This is a genomic window from Advenella incenata, assembly GCF_004217095.1.
GTDB classification, from domain to species: Bacteria; Pseudomonadota; Gammaproteobacteria; order Burkholderiales; family Burkholderiaceae_B; genus Advenella; species Advenella incenata.
The window spans coordinates 97,073-115,928 of sequence record NZ_SHKO01000003.1 but is presented as its reverse complement, the minus strand read 5'-3'; the positions used below and the strand labels follow the sequence as shown (position 1 = coordinate 115,928).

The 18,856-nt window shown below is 55.2% G+C and carries 18 protein-coding genes and 1 tRNA gene; 11 read left to right on the top strand and 8 right to left on the bottom strand.

The window, feature by feature from the left end:
* Positions 1-146: 146 nt before the first annotated feature.
* The 5 genes from EV681_RS16760 (at position 147) to EV681_RS22870 (ending at position 3,900) form a co-directional block, all read left to right on the top strand.
* Positions 147-220 (top strand) — tRNA-Cys (locus EV681_RS16760).
* Positions 221-966: 746 nt separating this feature from the next.
* Positions 967-1,176 (top strand): hypothetical protein, encoded by a 210-nt coding sequence (locus EV681_RS16755; RefSeq protein WP_128394985.1) that lies wholly within the window; start codon positions 967-969, stop codon positions 1,174-1,176.
* A 101-nt stretch (positions 1,177-1,277) separates the two neighbouring features.
* Positions 1,278-2,138, top strand: coding sequence for an aminoglycoside adenylyltransferase family protein (locus EV681_RS16750; RefSeq protein ID WP_128394986.1), 861 nt, complete (start codon positions 1,278-1,280; stop codon positions 2,136-2,138).
* 217 nt (positions 2,139-2,355) lie between these two features.
* Positions 2,356-3,582: a YeeE/YedE family protein gene (locus EV681_RS16745; RefSeq protein ID WP_130304694.1), complete on the top strand. Its 1,227-nt coding sequence runs from the start codon at positions 2,356-2,358 to the stop codon at positions 3,580-3,582.
* Between the two features lie 123 nt (positions 3,583-3,705).
* Positions 3,706-3,900: a hypothetical protein gene (locus tag EV681_RS22870; RefSeq protein ID WP_130304858.1), complete on the top strand. Its 195-nt coding sequence runs from the start codon at positions 3,706-3,708 to the stop codon at positions 3,898-3,900.
* 763 nt (positions 3,901-4,663) lie between these two features.
* On the opposite strand, the gene EV681_RS16730 is transcribed toward EV681_RS22870, so the two are convergent.
* From EV681_RS16730 to EV681_RS16720, 3 genes are all read right to left on the bottom strand, one after another.
* On the bottom strand, positions 4,664-7,246 hold the full coding sequence (locus EV681_RS16730; protein ID WP_130304692.1) for an OmpA family protein: 2,583 nt from the start codon (positions 7,244-7,246) through the stop codon (positions 4,664-4,666).
* Positions 7,247-7,461: 215 nt separating this feature from the next.
* On the bottom strand, positions 7,462-8,361 hold the full coding sequence (gene phhA / locus EV681_RS16725) for a phenylalanine 4-monooxygenase (protein WP_130304691.1): 900 nt from the start codon (positions 8,359-8,361) through the stop codon (positions 7,462-7,464).
* A 298-nt stretch (positions 8,362-8,659) separates the two neighbouring features.
* Entirely contained in the window at positions 8,660-8,941 is a 282-nt protein-coding gene (locus EV681_RS16720) for a 4a-hydroxytetrahydrobiopterin dehydratase (RefSeq protein ID WP_128394990.1), read from the bottom strand.
* Between the two features lie 248 nt (positions 8,942-9,189).
* Here EV681_RS16720 and EV681_RS16715 point away from each other — a divergent pair, with 248 nt between their 5' ends.
* From EV681_RS16715 to EV681_RS16695, 5 genes are all read left to right on the top strand, one after another.
* Positions 9,190-9,810, top strand: coding sequence for a DUF2946 family protein (locus tag EV681_RS16715; protein ID WP_128394991.1), 621 nt, complete (start codon positions 9,190-9,192; stop codon positions 9,808-9,810).
* Between the two features lie 69 nt (positions 9,811-9,879).
* Positions 9,880-10,452, top strand: a complete 573-nt coding sequence (locus tag EV681_RS16710; RefSeq protein WP_128394992.1) for an NUDIX hydrolase — start codon at positions 9,880-9,882, stop codon at positions 10,450-10,452.
* 27 nt (positions 10,453-10,479) lie between these two features.
* Positions 10,480-11,226 (top strand): leucyl/phenylalanyl-tRNA--protein transferase, encoded by a 747-nt coding sequence (gene aat, locus EV681_RS16705; RefSeq protein WP_130304690.1) that lies wholly within the window; start codon positions 10,480-10,482, stop codon positions 11,224-11,226.
* Positions 11,227-11,284: 58 nt separating this feature from the next.
* Complete coding sequence (locus tag EV681_RS16700) at positions 11,285-12,037, top strand: arginyltransferase (RefSeq protein ID WP_128394994.1); 753 nt, start codon at positions 11,285-11,287, stop codon at positions 12,035-12,037.
* A gap of 6 nt (positions 12,038-12,043) precedes the next feature.
* Positions 12,044-13,105 (top strand): quinone-dependent dihydroorotate dehydrogenase, encoded by a 1,062-nt coding sequence (locus EV681_RS16695; protein ID WP_130304689.1) that lies wholly within the window; start codon positions 12,044-12,046, stop codon positions 13,103-13,105.
* A gap of 109 nt (positions 13,106-13,214) precedes the next feature.
* On the opposite strand, the gene phaP is transcribed toward EV681_RS16695, so the two are convergent.
* The 4 genes from phaP to EV681_RS16675 all read right to left on the bottom strand — a co-directional run bounded on the left by phaP (position 13,215) and on the right by EV681_RS16675 (position 16,719).
* Entirely contained in the window at positions 13,215-13,796 is a 582-nt protein-coding gene (phaP, locus tag EV681_RS16690) for a TIGR01841 family phasin (RefSeq protein ID WP_128394996.1), read from the bottom strand.
* A 339-nt stretch (positions 13,797-14,135) separates the two neighbouring features.
* The gene (locus tag EV681_RS16685; protein WP_130304688.1) at positions 14,136-14,942 is read right to left on the bottom strand and encodes an IclR family transcriptional regulator; all 807 of its coding nucleotides are present in this window, start codon (positions 14,940-14,942) and stop codon (positions 14,136-14,138) included.
* Positions 14,943-15,048: 106 nt separating this feature from the next.
* Complete coding sequence (locus tag EV681_RS16680) at positions 15,049-15,858, bottom strand: competence/damage-inducible protein A (RefSeq protein WP_128394998.1); 810 nt, start codon at positions 15,856-15,858, stop codon at positions 15,049-15,051.
* A gap of 48 nt (positions 15,859-15,906) precedes the next feature.
* Entirely contained in the window at positions 15,907-16,719 is an 813-nt protein-coding gene (locus EV681_RS16675; RefSeq protein ID WP_242612302.1) for an EI24 domain-containing protein, read from the bottom strand.
* Between the two features lie 84 nt (positions 16,720-16,803).
* Here EV681_RS16675 and EV681_RS16670 point away from each other — a divergent pair, with 84 nt between their 5' ends.
* Positions 16,804-17,190 carry a thioredoxin family protein gene (locus EV681_RS16670; protein WP_130304687.1) on the top strand — a complete coding sequence of 129 codons (387 nt, stop codon included), beginning with the start codon at positions 16,804-16,806 and terminating at the stop codon, positions 17,188-17,190.
* A 155-nt stretch (positions 17,191-17,345) separates the two neighbouring features.
* Here EV681_RS16670 and EV681_RS16665 read toward each other — a convergent pair whose 3' ends face one another.
* Positions 17,346-18,764 (bottom strand): DEAD/DEAH box helicase, encoded by a 1,419-nt coding sequence (locus EV681_RS16665; protein ID WP_130304686.1) that lies wholly within the window; start codon positions 18,762-18,764, stop codon positions 17,346-17,348.
* Positions 18,765-18,856: the final 92 nt, after the last annotated feature.

Here is an 18,856-nt window from a genome sequence, read left to right as displayed (position 1 = left end):
GCGGCGATATCAAGCTGCTACATACGCAGGCTTTTCCACGCATTCGAGTGGTGCCGAATCGCATTTTGATTGCCGATCCCGTCCATCTCCTTGACTGCACACGAAAAATCGACCATAATGCTTGACTCTTCGTTTGTTATTACTTAGGCGCAGTAGCAAAGCGGTTATGCAGCGGATTGCAAATCCGTCCAGAGCGGTTCGACTCCGCTCTGCGCCTCCATTATTTATACGGGTTCAGAGCCATTCTGAACTTACGACAGTTTTGCAAAACGACCTGTTGGCAAAACACGTCTTTCCCCCAAAAAAAAACCGAAACCCGACTTTCAGCTCAGAAAGTACTGACGCCTTGCCTGCAAGCCCGCATCGCGACGGCACAGCCCAAGCCGAGCCCTGCCCGTGGCGCCCGGCACGTGGACCGTGATCTGTCCGATCCTGCTGCAAATCCCACCTAATCAATGAGAACCCGATTTTATTTTTAAAAACCGGGTTTACTCCATTGATATTAAATGTAATAAGTTGTAGTATATTTTCACATGTCGTAGTATTTATAAATATCAAAAATTTGCGACCGCACCAATTCCCGCACTAATTCATTAACTTACTAACTTAATAAATAACATATACATAAGCAGCCCTGTTATTTACAGATATACAGCACATCAAGCGTTATTTAATTTCCGTTTTTTATCAGTGGCGTAATTTATTGCCGCGTCATGTATTTCGGCGCCATTTGATGCAGCTCGCTTTAATGGATGCGATCGACGCTCAGGCTATTTGCTGGTTTTGTAGCCCCGGAGCAAGCGACCCCAACATTCAAGGTATTAATTTTAATAATCATCAGCCCTTGTTAAAGCGCCCAAGTCGATTGGCACAAACCGTATCGACATAGGCGCACGCATAGACGGACCGAACAGTCACACAGATGTCGGCTCAGTAGCGCTATGTAAATATTATTTGGAGGTCATTATGAATCACGTTCAATCAGTTAGCGTTTTGTACGAACACGGGGTGCCCGGTGTAAAGTTCCATTACGAAAACGGGGAAACCCGCACTTTGAATGAGGAACAGGCAATCAAATTCGTCAGTCTTGCACAAAGCGAACGTCATCGCAGCGATATTGATTTCATGGATATGAGTCGCGTTCGCAAATATGTCGCTAATCAGCATTTTTATTGAACCTGTAGCGGCCGCCCTATTCCTGCGGCACCCGCGATTGGACGGTGGCCTCTGTTGGCAGGTATCATGGCATTTTTTCTGACGTTTGCTCAAAAAGTGTCATGAATATTAATAACGAATCATTAAGCAGCACCAGGCCGAATGGCTCTGTGCCTGCCGAGGTCGCCGGGCAAGTGGCAAGCGCCTGTGCACTGCTTTCGCATCATTTAGGCGATTCGCTGCAAGCCATCCATCTTTTTGGCTCTGCGGTGGACGGCGGTCTCAAGCCGCAAAGCGATATCGATCTGCTGGTGACCGTCAGCAAGGCGCTGACGGAGCAGCTCAGGCATGATTTGATGATGGATTTGCAAGCCATTTCCGCCTGGCCCGTGGTCAATGCCATACGGCCACTGGAAGTGACCGTGGTACAGCGTGCTGCCGTGGTCCCCTGGCGCTATCCGCCAAGGCGGGAATGCCAGTACGGTGAATGGCTGCGCGACGAGTTGTCCTCAGGCCAGATTCAGGGCGCCTGCGTGGATCATGATCTTGCCATCCTGATCACCAAAGCACAGGCACACAGCATATGCCTGCTGGGTATGCCGGCGGGCGAACTGTTCGAACCGGTGCCACGGCGCGACCTGCTCAACGCGTTCAAGGACACCATTGACCAATGGCAAGCGCCGGCTGACTGGGAGGCAGATGAACGCAACGTGGTGCTGGCGCTTGCCCGCATCTGGTTCAGCCTGGCAACAGGCGGCTTCGCGCCAAAAGATAGCGCCGCACAATGGGCGCTGCAACGGCTGCCGGCGCAACATCAACCGGTGCTGCAAAGCGCAATGGCGTCCTATTTGGGTCAGGCGGCTGACGATCTGGCCAATGACAACTTGCGGATCGCGGCCTATGTGCACTTTGTGAAAGCGACAATCTACGCCTTGGACCTGTTTGCGCCCGAGAAGCGAGCCAATCCAGACAGATTGAAATAGCGTTATGCAATCGTGCCTTGCCAGCACTTTCGCACTGAGCTGAATTTACCCGCCGTGCCTCCCTCAATGGTGACGACCCTGCCAGCAGCAAGGTTACCGCGTCGTCGCCACCGCAGATATCTTTAAAATAATGAATGATGCCGTTTGGATTTTATTGGTCCGCGGCGTAAGATACCCTTTTCAAACTCAGTGTCGTCACCCGGGCGACTTTTTCATCATGGCCTCGAATCCTTCTACGCTTCCGTCTCCTGCGCGATCGCAGATCAACCTGGTTCCCGCAGCAGTATCAGCTGCACTGATTGCGCTGGGCCTTATCTATCTGAATGGCACGGTCAGTAGCCGGCAGGCCGCGTTGTGGATCGTGGGCATCCTGCTGGGCGCAACGCTGTATCACAGCGCCTTTGGCTTCACATCATCCTGGCGCGTATTTATTTCAGATCGGCGCGGCGCCGGACTGCGCGCGCAGATGCTGATGCTGGCGTTTGGCTGCCTGCTGTTTTTTCCGGTGCTGGGCAATGGAACGCTGTGGGGACAGAACGTCAGCGGTTTTGTGAGCCCGGTGGGCACATCGGTATTGGTGGGTGCCTTTATTTTCGGGATTGGCATGCAAATGGGCGGCGGCTGCGCCTCCGGTACGCTTTATACCGTTGGCGGTGGCAGCACGCGTATGATTATTACGTTGATCGGTTTCATTATCGGCTCTGTCATCGGCGCAGCCCACCTACCCTGGTGGGCGAGCCGGCCGTCGTTCGCCCCGTATTCCATCGTGCAGGAGTGGGGCGCCCCTACCGCATTGGTCAGCAGCTTCGTATTGTTTCTGGGTATTGCCCTGTTCACCATCTGGGCTGAAAAGCGCCGGCATGGAACGTTGATTTCTTCTGCCGTTAGCGTCGGCCAGGCCGGCGGATGGGGCAGGCTGCTTTCCGGCCCTTGGCCGCTGGTGATCGGCTCTATCGTACTGGTCTTGCTCAACTTCGCTACCCTGGCATTGGCCGGGCGCCCCTGGGGAATTACCTCTGCCTTTGCCTTGTGGGGCTCGAAAATATTGATGGCCGTTGGCTACGACGTCAGTGGCTGGGGCTTCTGGCAAGGGCCAGCGGCTGCCTCCCTGGCCGCCCCCGTGCGCAATGACATCACAAGTGTCATGGACATCGGCATCATCCTGGGTGCGTTGCTGGCGGCCAGTCTGGCTGGAAAATTCGCCCCGGTCTGGAAGTTGCCCGCACGATCTGTACTGGCAGCGATCATTGGCGGTCTGCTACTTGGCTATGGCGCACGCCTGGCTTTCGGTTGCAATATCGGCGCCTATTTCAGCGGTATTCTGTCGGGAAGTCTGCATGGCTGGCTTTGGCTGGTCGCTGCCTTCGCCGGCAACGTGATCGGCACCAAAATACGCCCCTTTTTCGGTCTGGCAGTAGAGAAAACATCGCAAACTGCCTGCTAAAGGAAATGTTGGGATTTACGTTTGATCGGCGTAAATACTTAACAAAAATCAACGATTACGAAGACGTGACAATGTTAAAATTGTCACGTCTTTTTTTACTTTAAGACAGGACACACGGGGCCTCTGAACCAAGGATCTTTAAACCAAGGATCTTTAAACCAAGGATCTTTAAACCAAGGATCTCTGAACCAAGGGTCTTTGAACCAAGGATCTCAGAACCAGGGATCTTTGATGCCGGTTCCGCGTAATAAAAAAGTCTATCTACTGCGCCGTAGCCGCCACCAGCAAAATTCAAAACTGGCAGCCAGCACAGGATGAACAAACTGAATTTTCAGGGAATACAAAATGGACTCTATTCCTTCATTGCTTGTCTTAGGCTGCCTGATACTACCAATCACCGCATGTACGCTATTGTCTGGTACCGGCGTCAATTCGCAGACCAGCCTTACCGGAACACGCCAGCCAAAACCGGACCCATTTACCGCAGGTGACTCATCGGCCGGCAGCATCAGCCCACCCACTCGCGCATTCACCGCATTTGGCAACAAACCTGCCGTCTGGAGCGCTGTCATTGACGGCCCCTTGTTGCAGATAGAGAGGTCTACGAGCGATCTGGTCACGCTCACGGCCGAAAGATTTAACGACAAAGGCGGCATCAGGTTCATAGCGACAGATCACGCCGTTAAACAGCAAAACAGACGCCGCAAAAACAGCGTCAATCTGACAATAAACAGAAAACCTTGTGTAAACTCCCGCGGCACCTATGATTGGAGCGCCATACTATTTTATAAAAACAGAAAATACACCGGTTGCGCGGTTGCCGGTGCTCCTGTCACAGGACATTGACACACTGCGATATCGCTGGCAATGACGTGTAAGTGGCACCTGTGCCGCTGGCCGTATTGTTGCCAAAAACGTCGAAGCCGGACATTGAATCCGGCCTCGTTCTTTTGATGATTGATAACGTCACGTTGATGTCTGCCATCATGCATCTTGTCCAACCTGAATACGCGTCCCCTGAGCTGCGCGCAGATTTATTACAAACACATCTGTAATAAGCCTGGCGCGCACCGGGTGATGACTACTGCTCTCTAATTTCCACGCGGCGGTTTTTCGCACGCCCAGCTTCTGTGGTGTTGTCGGCCACCGGCGCCTGCGTGCCCTGCCCGTCGGCCTGGATGTGCTGCGCCTGCACCCCGCGCAGGATCAGATAGGCTTTGACCGACTCAGCCCGACGTTTGGACAACGTTTCATTACCCGGCTCGCTACCGGATTCATCGGCGAATCCGACCAGTTGCACCGATTTTCCACTCGCTTTCAATTGCTGCGCATACTGGTCAAGATCATTATGGTAACGGCTGTCGACCTGGGCGCTACCAGAAGCAAATTGCACCTGAGGCAGCGCCGCCGGTGCCCCTGCCACATCGGGCGTTGCTGTACGGGCAGGAGCCACAACTTCGGCCTGGTTATTGACCTGGATATTGGTGCCTACCAGATTCTGCAGCTTGGTGGTCAGCGCCTCTTTTTCCTCACTGGACGATACCCGTCCGGTCAACGTCAGCACATCCTGCTCCAGCTTGACATTAACATCGTGATATCCGCGAAGCAGACTGAGCAAGCCAGAATAGTCATCGAAGGTTGATGCTGCTGCCTGACTATCCACTTTCAGTTCATCTTCTATTTTGCTGTGTCCATCAACAAATTTGGCCGCGCTCAAAATGCGATTGCGCGCCGATTCGTCAGGTACTGTCCCACGGATTCTGAGCGCGTCGCCATCACGTTCAAGCTCAACCCGCGCCGTGGCTCCGTCCTGAGCACCGCTTGTAGCCGGCTCGGCGGCAACAGGAGTTTGGCCTGCACCTTCGGCGGGGGTTGTAGTACTGTCGGTCTGCGTTGCGCTGCCGCTCGCAGATTTGTCCTGTCCCGCATCACCAAATGTCGTGGTTTTACCAGAAGACTCGGTGGTCGTTGTGGGCGGTGCCGCCGCGTCGCTGGCTGGCGCATTGCCAGACTGAGTATCGGCGGGTTGATCAGCCTTTTCTTCTTGTGGCTTTGCAGGTGCGGACTGACTGCCAGACGAATCGGACTCTGCAAAGCTCGTGGTTTTGCCAGCCGCCGTTTCAGGTGTTGGCGCAGCAGACTGTGTGTCCGGCTTGTCTGCAATGGGCGCGGGCTCGGCGAAAGTTGTTGTCTTGCCCGGTGCGGCGTTGCCAGTTGTAGCGCTGTTAGTTGTTGCGTTGCTTGGTGCCGCACTATCAGTTGCGGCACTGCTTGACCCGGCTTGTTCGGCCGTGGCGCTCGATGCATCGGGTGCAGCGGTCGTTGCTGCGGCCCCCTCTGCTGCTGGCGCTGGCGCCTGATCAGACTTGGTCTTGTCTGCACCTGACGCTTCTGTCTTGGCATTGTCTGTATTGACCTCTTGCACAGACGTTGCGGCTTTTTGCTCGGTCGTCTGCGCAGCGGAATCGGTGGCACCGGCAGATGCACCGGCCTGCGCTTCAGGCTCCATGGTGTCGCTGGCCTGGCCATAGGTCGGGCCATCAGTTGATCCGTTAGTCGAATCGTTACCCGCTGTATCGGCGGCAGGCTCGGACGCTGGCGTTGCTGCAGCATCCGGCGGAGTGCTGTCTGTTGCCGGCGGGACAGCCTCTGTACTTTCTGTAGCAGCAGGCGTTGCGGGTTTGTCTGCGCTATCTGCCTGCGTACTTTCCGGTTTTGTGCTGCCTGCCTGCGCACTCTCGGCGGCGGGCGCATCCGCCTGGCCAGCAGATTGCGTCGCATCCGGTGCGGGGAAATTGGCAGAAGGCTCTGTAGCGGCACCCGGGGTGCCTGGCGCAGCGCTGGGTGCCGTTGCCGCATCAGGCGCAGGCGCGTCGGTTGCAGACTGTTGCTGATCTGCCGGCTTGGCGTTTTCGGTCGTTGTCGTATCCGATTGCGTGCAACTTTTGATCCAGGCTGCACCGGCCAGCACCACGGCCAGCGTCAGCACCCATTTGAACCAGCCATTAGCTGGTTTATCATTTGTCATTGTGCCTTGTGCCGACCCGTGCTTGCCATTTTGTGACGTAGCAGCACTGGCGTCTACAGCGGCCAGCGCATCCGGTCCGAACAGGCCTTCCAGGCTGTCTTCACCAAGCGCAGCAAGCGCCGGCGCGTCCAGCTGGGCGGCCACGTGCGGCGCCTGGGCGGCCAGCAACACGGGCAGGCTTTGCCCTGGCTCGCTTTCAGTTGTGATATTGTTTTTCAGAAAGGAAAGCACAAACGGCACAACAATAGACAATAGTGATCCAACCGCTTTGGAATCCAGGCCAGTTGCTACTTCCAGATGAGCGCTTACCGCTTCCTGCCGTGGTCCCAGTATGATTGCCTGCTCGCTTTCGCCCAGCGTCACAATCTGTGCGAACTGATCGTTGGTCAGCACTGTCGGCGACAAGGCGCTGGAAGTCAGACTGGTTTGAGTCTGACTATTTTGAATGTGAGCTGCCAGAGCTTGCGCTCCGTCGGGCTTACCCGCCTGCCGCGCCATCGCACCGATCACCAGCGCGACAGCCTTGTCATAGGCAGTGGTCGCCTGCTGGCGGGAAATATCCAGATAGCCGGACACCTGCGCAATCAGGCTGTCACGAATCGGGCCATTAAAGAACTGACTGAAATCGACACTCATGGAATCCTCATACCTTTACTGGAACTGAACGGGCCGCTAGCCGGGCGCTTGCGGTTCCATAGTATCACTTTATTCAGCGTCAATTAAGCATGTTGACTTGACATGGCAGGACGGGTCGAGCGATATCCAGTAAAGGCTTTTCGTCTGCCTGCGCGCAAAGCCGCAAAAAATGCGCCCAAGACCCGCACCGAACCACTGTGAATGAATTGTCAGCCTTAGCCGTCGGCGCGCGTAGCCTTTTGACGATGATACCGCTGCGTTCCGGCATGGAGCACCCGATCGCCCGGCAGAATCTGATCCGGCATATAGGTGGGTTGATTGATGATGCGTGCATATATCGGATCAAAATCAATCTGCGCCAGTTCGAAAAGATCATCCAGTGCGTTAATTACAAAATAGCTTTTCTGCAGATCGTCAATACGATAATCCGTACGCATGACCCGCTCCAGATTAAAGCCGATGTGGTTGGGCGAATCATCTTGCAGACAGTACTGACTTTCGGTAAATGAGGAGCTGATACCCGCGCCATAAATTCGTATACCGTCTTTTTGCTGGACCAGGCCGAACTCAATGGTGTACCAGTACAGGCGAGAGATGAAGGGCAGAATGCCATGCTCGAGCGCTTTTAATCCGCCCTGGCCGTAGGCCTGCATAAAATCGGCAATGGCCGGATTCATCAACATGGGTGCATGCCCGAAAACATCATGAAATACATCAGGCTCCTGCAAGTAATCCAGCTTGTCTTTCGAGCGGATGAACTGGCCTGCGGGAAAGCGACGGTTGGCAATATGGGTGAAAAACACGTCATCGGGCACCAGGCCGGGCACAGCCACAATCTGCCATCCGGTGTGCTTCATCAGCAAATCGTTCACGCGACGAAAATCCGGGATTTCATCTGCGGTGATGGGCATTTGCTTCATGCAATCCAGATACTGGTCGCACACACGCCCGGGCAGTAATTTGCTTTGCCGTTCATAAAGCGTTTTCCAGACGCCGTGTTCTTCTTGCGTATAGGCTTCCCAGTTCTGATCGATAGTCCAGTCGGCCGACGGCGCAATCGCTTGCGGATCGGCGCAACCATGTTTCTCGCCGGGGTTCAAATTTAGCGTTTCCATAAGGTGTCTCCAGATGTCACTATTATTTGGAAACAATATCACGCACATAAAATCAGGGTGAATTCATGCTGAGTTTCGCCAAACAAAGCAATAATTTCTTCTTTATTTCTATTTTTATAGAATTTTTTTTATTTTCCCTTTTGAAATAAGGTCGGGCAGTGCAGAAAATGCCAAGGCCCCACACGTATGGCCGCTCTTCATCGCGCGAATCGCGCTGGCAGCCTATGCCGCCACAACCGAGCAGACAAGCGATTGGTCCAAACCGCCAACTCGTGTATCGAACCCACGCAGCCGACTGTCAAAGCGCATCAATTGCCTGGGCCAGTTTGACATCTCTTTCGGTCAGGCCATCAGCGTCGTGGGTCGTCAGGCGGATATCCACCTTGTTGTAAACATTGCTCCATTCCGGATGGTGGTTGGCTTGCTCGGCCAACAAAGCGACTTTTGTCATGAAGCCAAAGGCCTGGACAAACGAATCAAAAGTAAAATGCCGACGCAACGCTTTGCCGTCTTCGTCCAGCCCCCACCCATCGAGCGAGGCCAGCGCAATGCCAATATCTGCATCATTCAATGGTGTCATGACAAACTCCTGTTGCCATCTGCATCCAGATGGCTTGATCATTGATAAGCTGTTTTTTCTATAGTAATGCAAAGCGCCGGTTGCAACAAGAAGCCGGTCGCCCCACAGGAAGCCCCAACTTTTAACGCCCTCTATTAACCCGCATTTGCACCCGCACTTTCTTGCCGGCTCGACGCCCCATGCTGCCCCGGGTCGCGCGACTGACGTTATCATCGATAGTAGAGTAATCATGCGAAGGAACACAGATCATGGATGAACAGGTCCTGGGGGCCATGCAAAAGTGGCCCGATGTGCCGGCAGTATATGGCTGGCTGTCGCTCAACGCCCACGGCGACTGGCTGCTGCATACCCATGGCGGCGCACGCGAAGGGCAAAGCGGCGAGAAAATCGCCAACGCACAGATCCGCCATTTCATGAACCGCAACTACGCGACAAATGAAGCTGGAGAATGGTTCTTCCAGAACGGCCCGCAACGGGTATTTGTCGATCTTGCCTGCGCCCCCTATATTGTCCGGCTGGCCGACGATATGCAAACGCTCATCACCCATAATGAACTGGCCGTCACCCGGATCAGCCAATGGCTGCTGGATGGGCAGGGCCGGCTGTATATGCAGACCGAACACGGTGCGGCAATGCTGGCTAGCCGTGATATGGGCCTGCTGAGCACCCGGCTGCAGGTAATGGCCGAAGCCGGCACGCCGTTAGCATCCACACCGCTTGACCAGAGTCATCTGCAAGCACTGCAAGACGGCCGCACCTTGCCGGTGTCCCTGGACGGCGCGCCCGATTGGACGGCGCCCATGCAATGGCTGGAAAGCACGCATATTCCGGCAAGACTGGGCTTTGTTCGTGAGCCTGCAGCCGGCTGATGCTTTTTGCCAATAATCGGGCATTATTGTTTACACTATGCCTGAATCCATCGCAACAGAAAAAACACCATGACGTTACCCAGCGCTTTGCATTATTTTCCTGCCCCCACGACCCAGGCTTTCTGCAGCCAGTGTGGCAATCCGCTGACGCGTCTAATCCCGCCTGATGACAATCGCGAACGCGACGTCTGCAACCATTGCGGCGCCGTCCATTATCGCAATCCGCTGATCGTCGTCGGTACCGTTCCGATCTGGAACGATCAGATCCTGCTGTGCCGCCGGGCCATTGAGCCTCGTTACGACACCTGGACCCTGCCAGCCGGCTTTATGGAACTGTCAGAGACGACCAGCCAGGGGGCCTTGCGCGAGACCGATGAGGAAGCCGGCGCGGATATCAGCCTGGGCAACCTGTTTACGGTCCTGGACGTACCACGCGTCAATCAAGTGCATATGTATTTTCTGGCAACGGTCACAAGCGAACGCCTGGACCCCGGGCCCGAATCACTCGAAGCCCGGTTTTTCAACCTGGATGAAATACCCTGGGATGAGCTGTCTTTTCGCACCGTTTCTCATACCCTGAAGGCCTACCTGCAGGATCGGGCCAGCGGCGTATTTACCACGCATTATCACAGCATCGAATAAGCAGTTGCACCGGGGTTCTTCGCCACCATGATTACACTGCCCTGCCTTGATAACGGCGAGCCATTTCCTCCGGCCTGCCAGGCATTGAAAGAGCCGGATGGTCTGCTGGCGTTTGGCGGTGATCTGTCCATTTCCCGCCTGCTGCAAGCCTACAAACTTGGCATTTTCCCCTGGTACTCGGCCGATCAGCCGGTGCTGTGGTGGTCTCCGTCTGAGCGCATGGTACTGCAATGCGATGCCTTCAGGATATCGCCAAGCCTGGGCAAGCTGCTCAAGCGGGTTGCCCGTCACGAGCGCCAGCACGACGCGGCCATCCGGGTAACGACCGATACGTGTTTCGAGGCAGTGATGCGCGCCTGTGCTGCACCGCGTGGCGCACAGGCCGGCACCTGGATTACAGATGAAATGATCGCAGCCTACACGGAACTACACCGCCAGGGCTATGCCCATTCAATTGAAACCTGGCAAGACGGGCGGCTGGCCGGCGGCCTGTACGGCATCGGCATCGGGCGCATGTTTTATGGAGAATCCATGTTCTCCACCAGCAACAATACCTCTAAAATCGCCCTGGCCTGGCTGGTGCGCTTTCTTAAAGCCAATCAGGTACCCTGGATCGACTGCCAGCAGGATACGCCTCATCTGGCCAGTATGGGCGCACGCCCCCAGCCCCGGGCAGCGTTTCTGCGCCATGTATCCGAGGCAGTCAATCAGCCCGCCCTGCCCTGGCCCGCCGGCCAGATGCTGGGTAACGGCACTATCGTTCCCCCGGTGTGAGCAAAACCATTTTTAAGGTATAGTTGGCGAAAATGCCCCACCAGCCGGTAACCAGCCCATGAGCGATATCCACGATCCGTCCTTCAACGTCCTGCAGTTTTATCTGACCGCGCCCTATTCCTGTAGCTATCTGGACGGAAAAATGGCGCGCTCGCAGGTGGTCGTGCCCGGGCACCTGATTCGCCCGCCGGTTTATGCCCAATTGCTGCGCAATGGTTTTCGACGCAGCGGCCTGTTTACCTACCGCCCCCGCTGCGACCAATGTCGCGCCTGTATTTCAGTCAGAATAAATTGCGCGCAATTTGCGCCCAGCCGCACCCAGCGCCGCATTCTGAAACGTCATGACAATTTGCGGGCCAGCATCCGCGCCCTGGAATGGGACGAAAGCCACTTTGACCTGTATAAGAAATACCAGTCCTCGCGCCACGCCGGTGGCGGCATGGACGACGACAGCGCCGAACAATACGAGGAGTTTCTACTGACCAGTCGCATCGATTCGCAACTGGTGGAGTTTCATGATGAGGACCAAGTACTCAGAATGGTGTCCATCATCGATGTGACCGATGACGGGTTATCCTCCGTATACACGTTTTACGATCCCGATTATGCTGGCAGCCTGGGTACGTATGGTATTTTGTGGCAGATCGGTCATTGCAACGACCGTGGCCTGCCGTGGTTGTATCTGGGCTATTGGATCGCTCAAAGCCGCAAAATGGCGTACAAAATCAATTTCCGGCCTATCGAGCTTTATATCAACCACCGATGGATCGACAGCGCAAACATTGACCTGTCTGAACTATCCTCTTTCTGATCTGCCATGTCACTTGCCTATCGCCTCTACCCACTGATCCGCCCGGTCCTGTTTTCCATGGACCCTGAACGGGCGCACGAACGCACCCTGGAAGGCTTGAACAGATTGCATCAATGGGGCCTGCTGAAAAAGGTGCTAGATGCCAAGCCCAGTGCCCCCCTGCGCTTGCTGGGCCTGAATTTGCCCAACCCGGTCGGGCTGGCCGCCGGCCTGGACAAAAACGGCGCCTATATTGACGCGCTAAGCCATATGGGCTTCGGCTTCATCGAAGTGGGCACGGTAACGCCCAAAGCGCAATCGGGCAATCCGAAACCGCGTATGTTTCGCCTGCCGCAAGCCAATGCCCTGATCAATCGCCTGGGTTTCAATAACCAGGGGCTGGACGCATTCCTAGCCAATGTCGCCCGCAGCGAATGGAAAAAACGTGGTGGCATTCTTGGCCTGAATATCGGAAAAAATGCGGCTACCCCCATAGAACAGGCAGCCGAGGACTATCTTCTGGGACTGGCCGGCGTATACGCGCACGCAGACTATGTGACCGTTAATATATCTTCGCCCAATACCCAGAACCTGCGCGCGCTGCAACAGGTAGACGAACTGACCGGTTTGCTGACCGCATTGCGTGAAAAACGCAAGGAACTGGCCGATAAACACGGGCGCGCCGTACCCGTTGTGGTAAAAATTGCGCCCGATCTGGACGCAAATCAGATCGCCACCATTGCCGGGCTATTGTCGCAGTACGAGATTGATGGCGTCATTGCCACCAATACAACCTTGTCGCGCAAAGGCGTCAACGGGCTGTCTCACGCCAAGGAAAAGGGCGGCTTGTCCGGCACGCCTGTACATGAAGCTTCACTCAAAGTCATTCGGGGTTTACGACAGGAACTGTCTGCCGACTATCCCATTATCGGGGTGGGCGGTATTATGGAAGGCGCTCAGGCAGCAGAAAAAATACAGGCGGGCGCCAATGCCATTCAGCTCTACACGGGACTGATCTATCGCGGCCCGGTGCTGGTGGACGAATGCGTCAGGGCGATGGCACAGATAAGCCAGCCCGGCGCTGCCTGACTCTTTTTGAATATCCTTTTCGAATACGCAAAAAAATAGCCCTTCACAATGAAAGGGCTATTTTTTCATCCCGGGCGCCGCCGAAGCGCTCGCCCGTTATTGGCGCAGATTAAGCCTGGCGGCGAGCAGTTGAACGGCTTGCCGTTGCTGCAGCTTTGGTGGCTGTTTCTGTTGCCTTGATGGTTGCATTGGTTGCAGCAGAGATATTGGACTCGGCAACTTCAGCAGCCTGCTTGGCAGCTTTATTCATTGAATCGTAGGCAGTGGAGACCGTTGCCAGTGATGATTTCATCAACGCAACAGCACTTTCAGAACCTGTAGGCGCGTTTTTGGCCAGTTGGTCAATAGCTTCGGAAACCTGTTGCTGACCTTCGGCAACTTGCGCTTCTGTCAGTTTGATCAGTTCGTTGCTGACGCCAGAAACGATGTCATACACGTGTTTGGTGTAAGCGATGGCTTTTTCTGAGTTGGGCTGGGCCAGTGAAGACACGTAAGCAGCAGCTTCTTGTGGATCTTTCAGCTCAGACACTTGCTGGGTTTGTTCTGCAACTTCACCCAATGTCGCTTTGATTACTTTCAGGTTCAGGTCAACCAGCTTTTCAAAGCCGCTGAACAGGGAACCCTGAACGGCAACAGCAGCGTTCAGTGCAGCTTTTTGACGGTCAAGAATTTGTTGTGGAATGGCGCTCATGATGATGTATCCTCGGTAGATAGTACAGTGTTAAGTAATACAGGGCCTGGTGCTCGTGCACGACAGGGATCTGTTCAAACAGTTTGCTGCATCGGCGGCAATGTTCTTTTCACTTCCTGGGCTATAACCACCCACCCTTTTATTGTTGCATTGCACAATTTAAATTATACACGTCATTTTCAGCGGGTCAAGCCTTTTTTGTGCAACGCAACAAAATCTGCTTTTCCATCCGTCAAACAGCGATAATTTATTGAATACTATATGAATTGTGTGACTCCGACATGACACGCAGGTAGTGCTGGAGGGCATTCAAGCGAGGCGTCATTGTCACGCAACTGACTATTCGTAACCCAGAGCTGCGGATATTTTTGCTGCGGTGCTTACCAACATTTCCACCCACTCTTCCTGCAAGCGCTCTGCTGGTGCGGAAATGGACAGCCCGGCCACCAGTTTGCCCGAATCGTCGTAGATCCCGGCAGAGATGCAACGCACGCCCAGCTCAAGTTCTTCGTTATCACGGGCGTAGCCATGGCGACGCACAAAGCTCAGGTCGCGCTCAAGGCGATCCAGATCCGTCAGACTGTTGCGGGTATTGCCCGACAAGCCTGTGCGCGTTGCGTAAGCACGCACATAACGGGCGTCGGACGAAGCCAGAAAGAGCTTACCGACAGAGGTCAGGTGCAGCGGCGCGCGGCCGCCAATGGCCCGCACAACCTGCATGCCCGAGCGTTCGCTCCAGGCGCGATCAATATAGACAATGTCATCCCCCTGCTGGATAGAAAGGTTCACCGTCTGTCCGGTCAGATGGTGCAGGGTCTGCAGATGATCGTGCGCCACATCGCGCACATTCAGCCGGTCCTTGACCAACGCCCCCAGCTCCAGAAGCCGGATACCCAATTGGTACATGCCGTTATTGACACGCTCAACATAGCGGCCTACGGCCAGATCGTTCAAAATGCGGTGGGCGGTGGAGGCGTGCAGCGCCGTGAGCGCCGCTATATCCTTGAGGGAGACCGGATGCGGCTGGTCAGCCAGGACATCCAGCACCTTCATTGTGCGTTCCAGGACCTGAATACTGATGCCGGAAACAGCATTAGTCTTGTCAGAATCGGACGCAGCCTGCGTAGTTAAGAGCCGGTTAGCCATGATCGAGGGATTCAAAATATTGCAGTGCAATATATTCTATATCATATTGTGAAAAATGAAAACCCGACAATGTCGGATTTCCTTTCAAATACGACAATGTAGCCCTTTATGCGGGTTTGTCCGGATGAAAACGTCCGCCCACGCGCAAGATCTCACCTTTCAAATAGTCGAACGCTGCTGTTGCGGCCGGCTCTTCGCCCTTGACACCCAGATCAATATAGGCGCCCGCGCCCTGGCCCATGGTCGGCAGGCTGAACGTGCTGATGCCGGCCCAATTCGTTTCGATATGCTCCAGCGCCGGCGTGATCCGCGATTCGGGAACACCGTAGGCCAGAATGTTGTGCGAGACCAGTTGACTCAGGTTCTGATAATCTGCATAACGGTTGTCCAGGGTCCACTCGACCATGGGCCAGGCCATTTCCGGGAATCCCGGGACAAAAGTATGATCCTGGATAAAAAAGCCCGGAATGCGGTTATAGGGATTGGGCACAATCTCGGCGCCCACCGGAAACACCCCCATGGCGAGCCGGCGCTGGTTCTCTGGCGAGCCAGGATCGTGCGTACCACGCCCTTCCAGCGCAAGTTGCGCAAAGCGTTCAGTGATCAGCCTTTCGGCTTCGGGATGCAGGGCCAGCGGCACACCTAGTGCCTGCGCGACCGCCGTGCGGGTTTTATCGTCGGGCGTGGCGCCAATGCCGCCACTGGAAAAAACAATATCGTCCGATGCAAAACTGCGTTTGTAGGCAGCAATCAGGGTTTCAAGATCGTCCGGCAGGAATTCGGCACGCGACAGTTGCATGCCTCGCGCGGCAAGCAACTCGATAATTTTGGACAGATGCTTGTCCTGACGCCGGCCAGAAAGGATTTCGTCTCCCACAATGATCAAACTGATTTTACGTGCTGCCTTATCGTTCATAATGCTCATCCTGTTGTTGGCCCGTCTCGGGATGACGCTATTCTAACGCTAAAGATTGGACTGTGCAGACAATAGCGACGGGCTGTTCCGACGTTGTTCGGCCAGTGCAGCCAGACCATGATGCGCGTAGACCAGGGATGTAAATACCGGCAATACAATCCAGGTCAGGGGAATCAGGTTGATCGTGGCGCAGATCGTGCCGATCAGCCAGCCACCACCGCGCCGGCGGGCGATAACCTGCGCCCGCTCCTGACGCGTGGCATGCTCGACCAAGGCATCAAACCGCAACATATGGGTAAACGCATAAGCCCACCAGAAGACATGCAACAGCACGGCGACCGGTGGAATAAGCCACAGCGGCAGCGTAATGACCCAGCCAACGATAAAAATCAGCACCACTTTGGCCGAGTTCATCAGGCTTGACACAAAGACCTGGCTGCCGCGACGATCCAGTTCCGGATAATCGGTCCGCGCCACATGGCCTACCACCATGGGCATGACCAGTACAGCGGCAATCAGCAAGCCAATACTGCTGCCAATCGTGACCATGATGACAAACACCAGAATATGAACCAGATAGACAGTCATCGACAACAGCCCAACGCCAGCCATCCAGCCTTCCATACCAGTTATCATTTCCGACTGCGTGACAAACAAGTTTAACCAATCGGCCACCGGCTCCCACAGAAAGCGCGCAAAAAACAGCATGACAATCAACGCCGCGGCAAACGGCAGTAGCAGCGCCAGCAACATGCGTGGCTGCAGTTGCGAGACCATTGCACGTCCGAAAGCGCGACCGACGCCTTCGTATGGCGATGGCGCGCTTTCTGATTGCTGTCCGAATGGTGTACTATTTTGCATAACTTTCCCTTTGCGCGATGGCGTAAATGGTTTCAGATCCAACCTTTACCTGTTTCGTTACCCGTTACTCATTTGCAGACCCATATGTTCATTCAAACTCCCGGCCAGCACGTTCCGCAGTTGCTCCAGGCACTGGACAATCCCGACACTTGGCTTATTGCCTGTTATTGCGCAGCCTGGTGTGACACTTGCGGCGACTATCACGAGGCCTTCCAGGCCATGAGTGAACGCTACCCCCAGCACCTGTTCCTGTGGATCGACGTTGAAGACAACCCTGAACTGCTCGATGACCTGGACGTCGAGAACTTCCCCACCCTGTTGATCCAGACCAGCGGGCAAACCCGTTTTTTCGGCACTATGCTGCCCTACATCAGCCACCTGGAACGCATGCTGCAGGCTGTGGGCGACGAACCGGACACACGCGCCGACGGGCCGGCTGATCTGCGAACGCTGTTGACCACCTCAGCCTGAGCACGCTCAGCGAAGCCAGGCGCAAGGACAGGCAATGCGGCAATTGAGCAACACCATCGGTGTCCGCTTGCCGCAACGTTGATTTAAACAGGAATGTGGGAGTCGTGAGCCGCGGTTTCAAGCATTTGAACGCGGCTGAAACATGAGTTTTCGGATTAATTTTCGGTATTGGGACGGCCACCGAGCAAAACGGCCAGCATGGGTTTAGGGCCATGGCCTTCAGGGGCCCGGTTTACCGGCGTATCGGATTGCCCATTTTGCTTGGTCGGTTCGTAAGGACGAAAGAAAAAGTCGTCGATAGGCGTCGCCCGGGCTGCCGGAAAGGTTTTCTTGTAACGTTCAGGCTTGCCGGTTGCTGCCCGCGCCGGGTGGTGGCCACGCGCCAGAAAAACGCTGGGAATGGACAGCACGCCCCTTGGCACCGGCGTTTTGATCAGCTTTTCAATATCTTCCAGCAGGCGTTCTTCGGTTTGCGTATAAAAGGCGATGGCCTCGCCCTTTGCGCCTGCCCTGCCGGTGCGGCCGATACGGTGGACATAATCTTCGGCGTTATAAGGCAGGTCCATATTGATCACGCAAGGCAATCCGACCACGTCCAGCCCCCTGGCCGCCACATCGGTGGCCACCAGAACCGCAATCTCGCCCGACTTGAAGCCCTCAAGCGCCTTGATGCGCTCGGCCTGCGAACGGTCGCCGTGAATCGATTCGGCATTGATGCCTTCACTGACCAGTTCCCGGGCGACGCGGCTGGCACCGATTTTGGTATTGACAAAAACAATGACCTGGCTCAAGTTGCGCGACTTCAGCGTATACAGCACCGCTGCTTTCTTTTCGTTTGGCGAAACCGGATAGGCGATCTGTGTCACGGTTTCGGCCGTGGCATTGCGCGGCGCCACATTGATTTCCACCGGATTGTTCAGAAAACTGCGTGCCAGCTTGCGAATATCATTGCTGAACGTCGCCGAAAACAACAGGCTTTGGCGCGGCTTGGGCAGCAATCGGACGATCCGTTCCAGATCTGGCAGAAAACCCATATCCAGCATGCGGTCGGCTTCATCCAGCACCAGCACACTGACCTGGCTCAGGCTGACGTTTTTCTGTTCAATATGATCCAGCAGCCGTCCCGGCGTGGCAATGAGCAGTTCGCAGCCCTTGCGCAATTGGTCGCGCTGGGCGTTCATATCCACCCCACCAAAAACAACAGCCACGCGCAAGGGTGAGCTGTGGCTGTAGCGTTTAACGCTTTCTGCGACCTGATCGGCCAGTTCCCGCGTGGGTGCCAGGATGAGGGCGCGTACCGGATGGCGGGCTGGCGACATGCTGCTGTTGGCCATGGGCATGAGCCGGTGCAGCAGCGGAAGCGTAAATGCCGCTGTTTTGCCAGTACCGGTCTGGGCAGCGCCCATGATGTCGCGTCCGTCCATAATCAGCGGCATGGCCTGTTCCTGGATGGGCGTTGGCTTGGTATAGCCGCTGGCCATCACCGCCTTTAGCAGATCGGGGTGCAGGCCGACCTCGGTAAAGGATTCGAAGGTAGTGGTTTTGCCGGAGGTAGTCGTATTGGCGTCGGTCATCAAGTGTATGTAAAGGAACTGAAAATTGCGGCAAGCCGCGAAAACGTCATTTTACTCTACTCATGTACTCATCTATGCCCATCGGCCCGGAA

Bases quoted from the DNA above. Each gene is read 5' to 3' on its own strand.
- EV681_RS16755 (WP_128394985.1), top strand. From the start codon at position 967: ATGAATCACGTTCAATCAGTTAGCGTTTTGTACGAACACGGGGTGCCC.
- EV681_RS16750 (WP_128394986.1), top strand. From the start codon at position 1,278: ATGAATATTAATAACGAATCATTAAGCAGCACCAGGCCGAATGGCTCT.
- EV681_RS16745 (WP_130304694.1), top strand. From the start codon at position 2,356: ATGGCCTCGAATCCTTCTACGCTTCCGTCTCCTGCGCGATCGCAGATC.
- EV681_RS16730 (WP_130304692.1), bottom strand. From the start codon at position 7,246: ATGAGTGTCGATTTCAGTCAGTTCTTTAATGGCCCGATTCGTGACAGC.
- phhA (WP_130304691.1), bottom strand. From the start codon at position 8,361: ATGGAAACGCTAAATTTGAACCCCGGCGAGAAACATGGTTGCGCCGAT.
- EV681_RS16720 (WP_128394990.1), bottom strand. From the start codon at position 8,941: ATGACACCATTGAATGATGCAGATATTGGCATTGCGCTGGCCTCGCTC.
- EV681_RS16715 (WP_128394991.1), top strand. From the start codon at position 9,190: ATGGATGAACAGGTCCTGGGGGCCATGCAAAAGTGGCCCGATGTGCCG.
- EV681_RS16710 (WP_128394992.1), top strand. From the start codon at position 9,880: ATGACGTTACCCAGCGCTTTGCATTATTTTCCTGCCCCCACGACCCAG.
- aat (WP_130304690.1), top strand. From the start codon at position 10,480: ATGATTACACTGCCCTGCCTTGATAACGGCGAGCCATTTCCTCCGGCC.
- EV681_RS16700 (WP_128394994.1), top strand. From the start codon at position 11,285: ATGAGCGATATCCACGATCCGTCCTTCAACGTCCTGCAGTTTTATCTG.
- EV681_RS16695 (WP_130304689.1), top strand. From the start codon at position 12,044: ATGTCACTTGCCTATCGCCTCTACCCACTGATCCGCCCGGTCCTGTTT.
- phaP (WP_128394996.1), bottom strand. From the start codon at position 13,796: ATGAGCGCCATTCCACAACAAATTCTTGACCGTCAAAAAGCTGCACTG.
- EV681_RS16685 (WP_130304688.1), bottom strand. From the start codon at position 14,942: ATGGCTAACCGGCTCTTAACTACGCAGGCTGCGTCCGATTCTGACAAG.
- EV681_RS16680 (WP_128394998.1), bottom strand. From the start codon at position 15,858: ATGAACGATAAGGCAGCACGTAAAATCAGTTTGATCATTGTGGGAGAC.
- EV681_RS16675 (WP_242612302.1), bottom strand. From the start codon at position 16,719: ATGCAAAATAGTACACCATTCGGACAGCAATCAGAAAGCGCGCCATCG.
- EV681_RS16670 (WP_130304687.1), top strand. From the start codon at position 16,804: ATGTTCATTCAAACTCCCGGCCAGCACGTTCCGCAGTTGCTCCAGGCA.
- EV681_RS16665 (WP_130304686.1), bottom strand. From the start codon at position 18,764: ATGACCGACGCCAATACGACTACCTCCGGCAAAACCACTACCTTCGAA.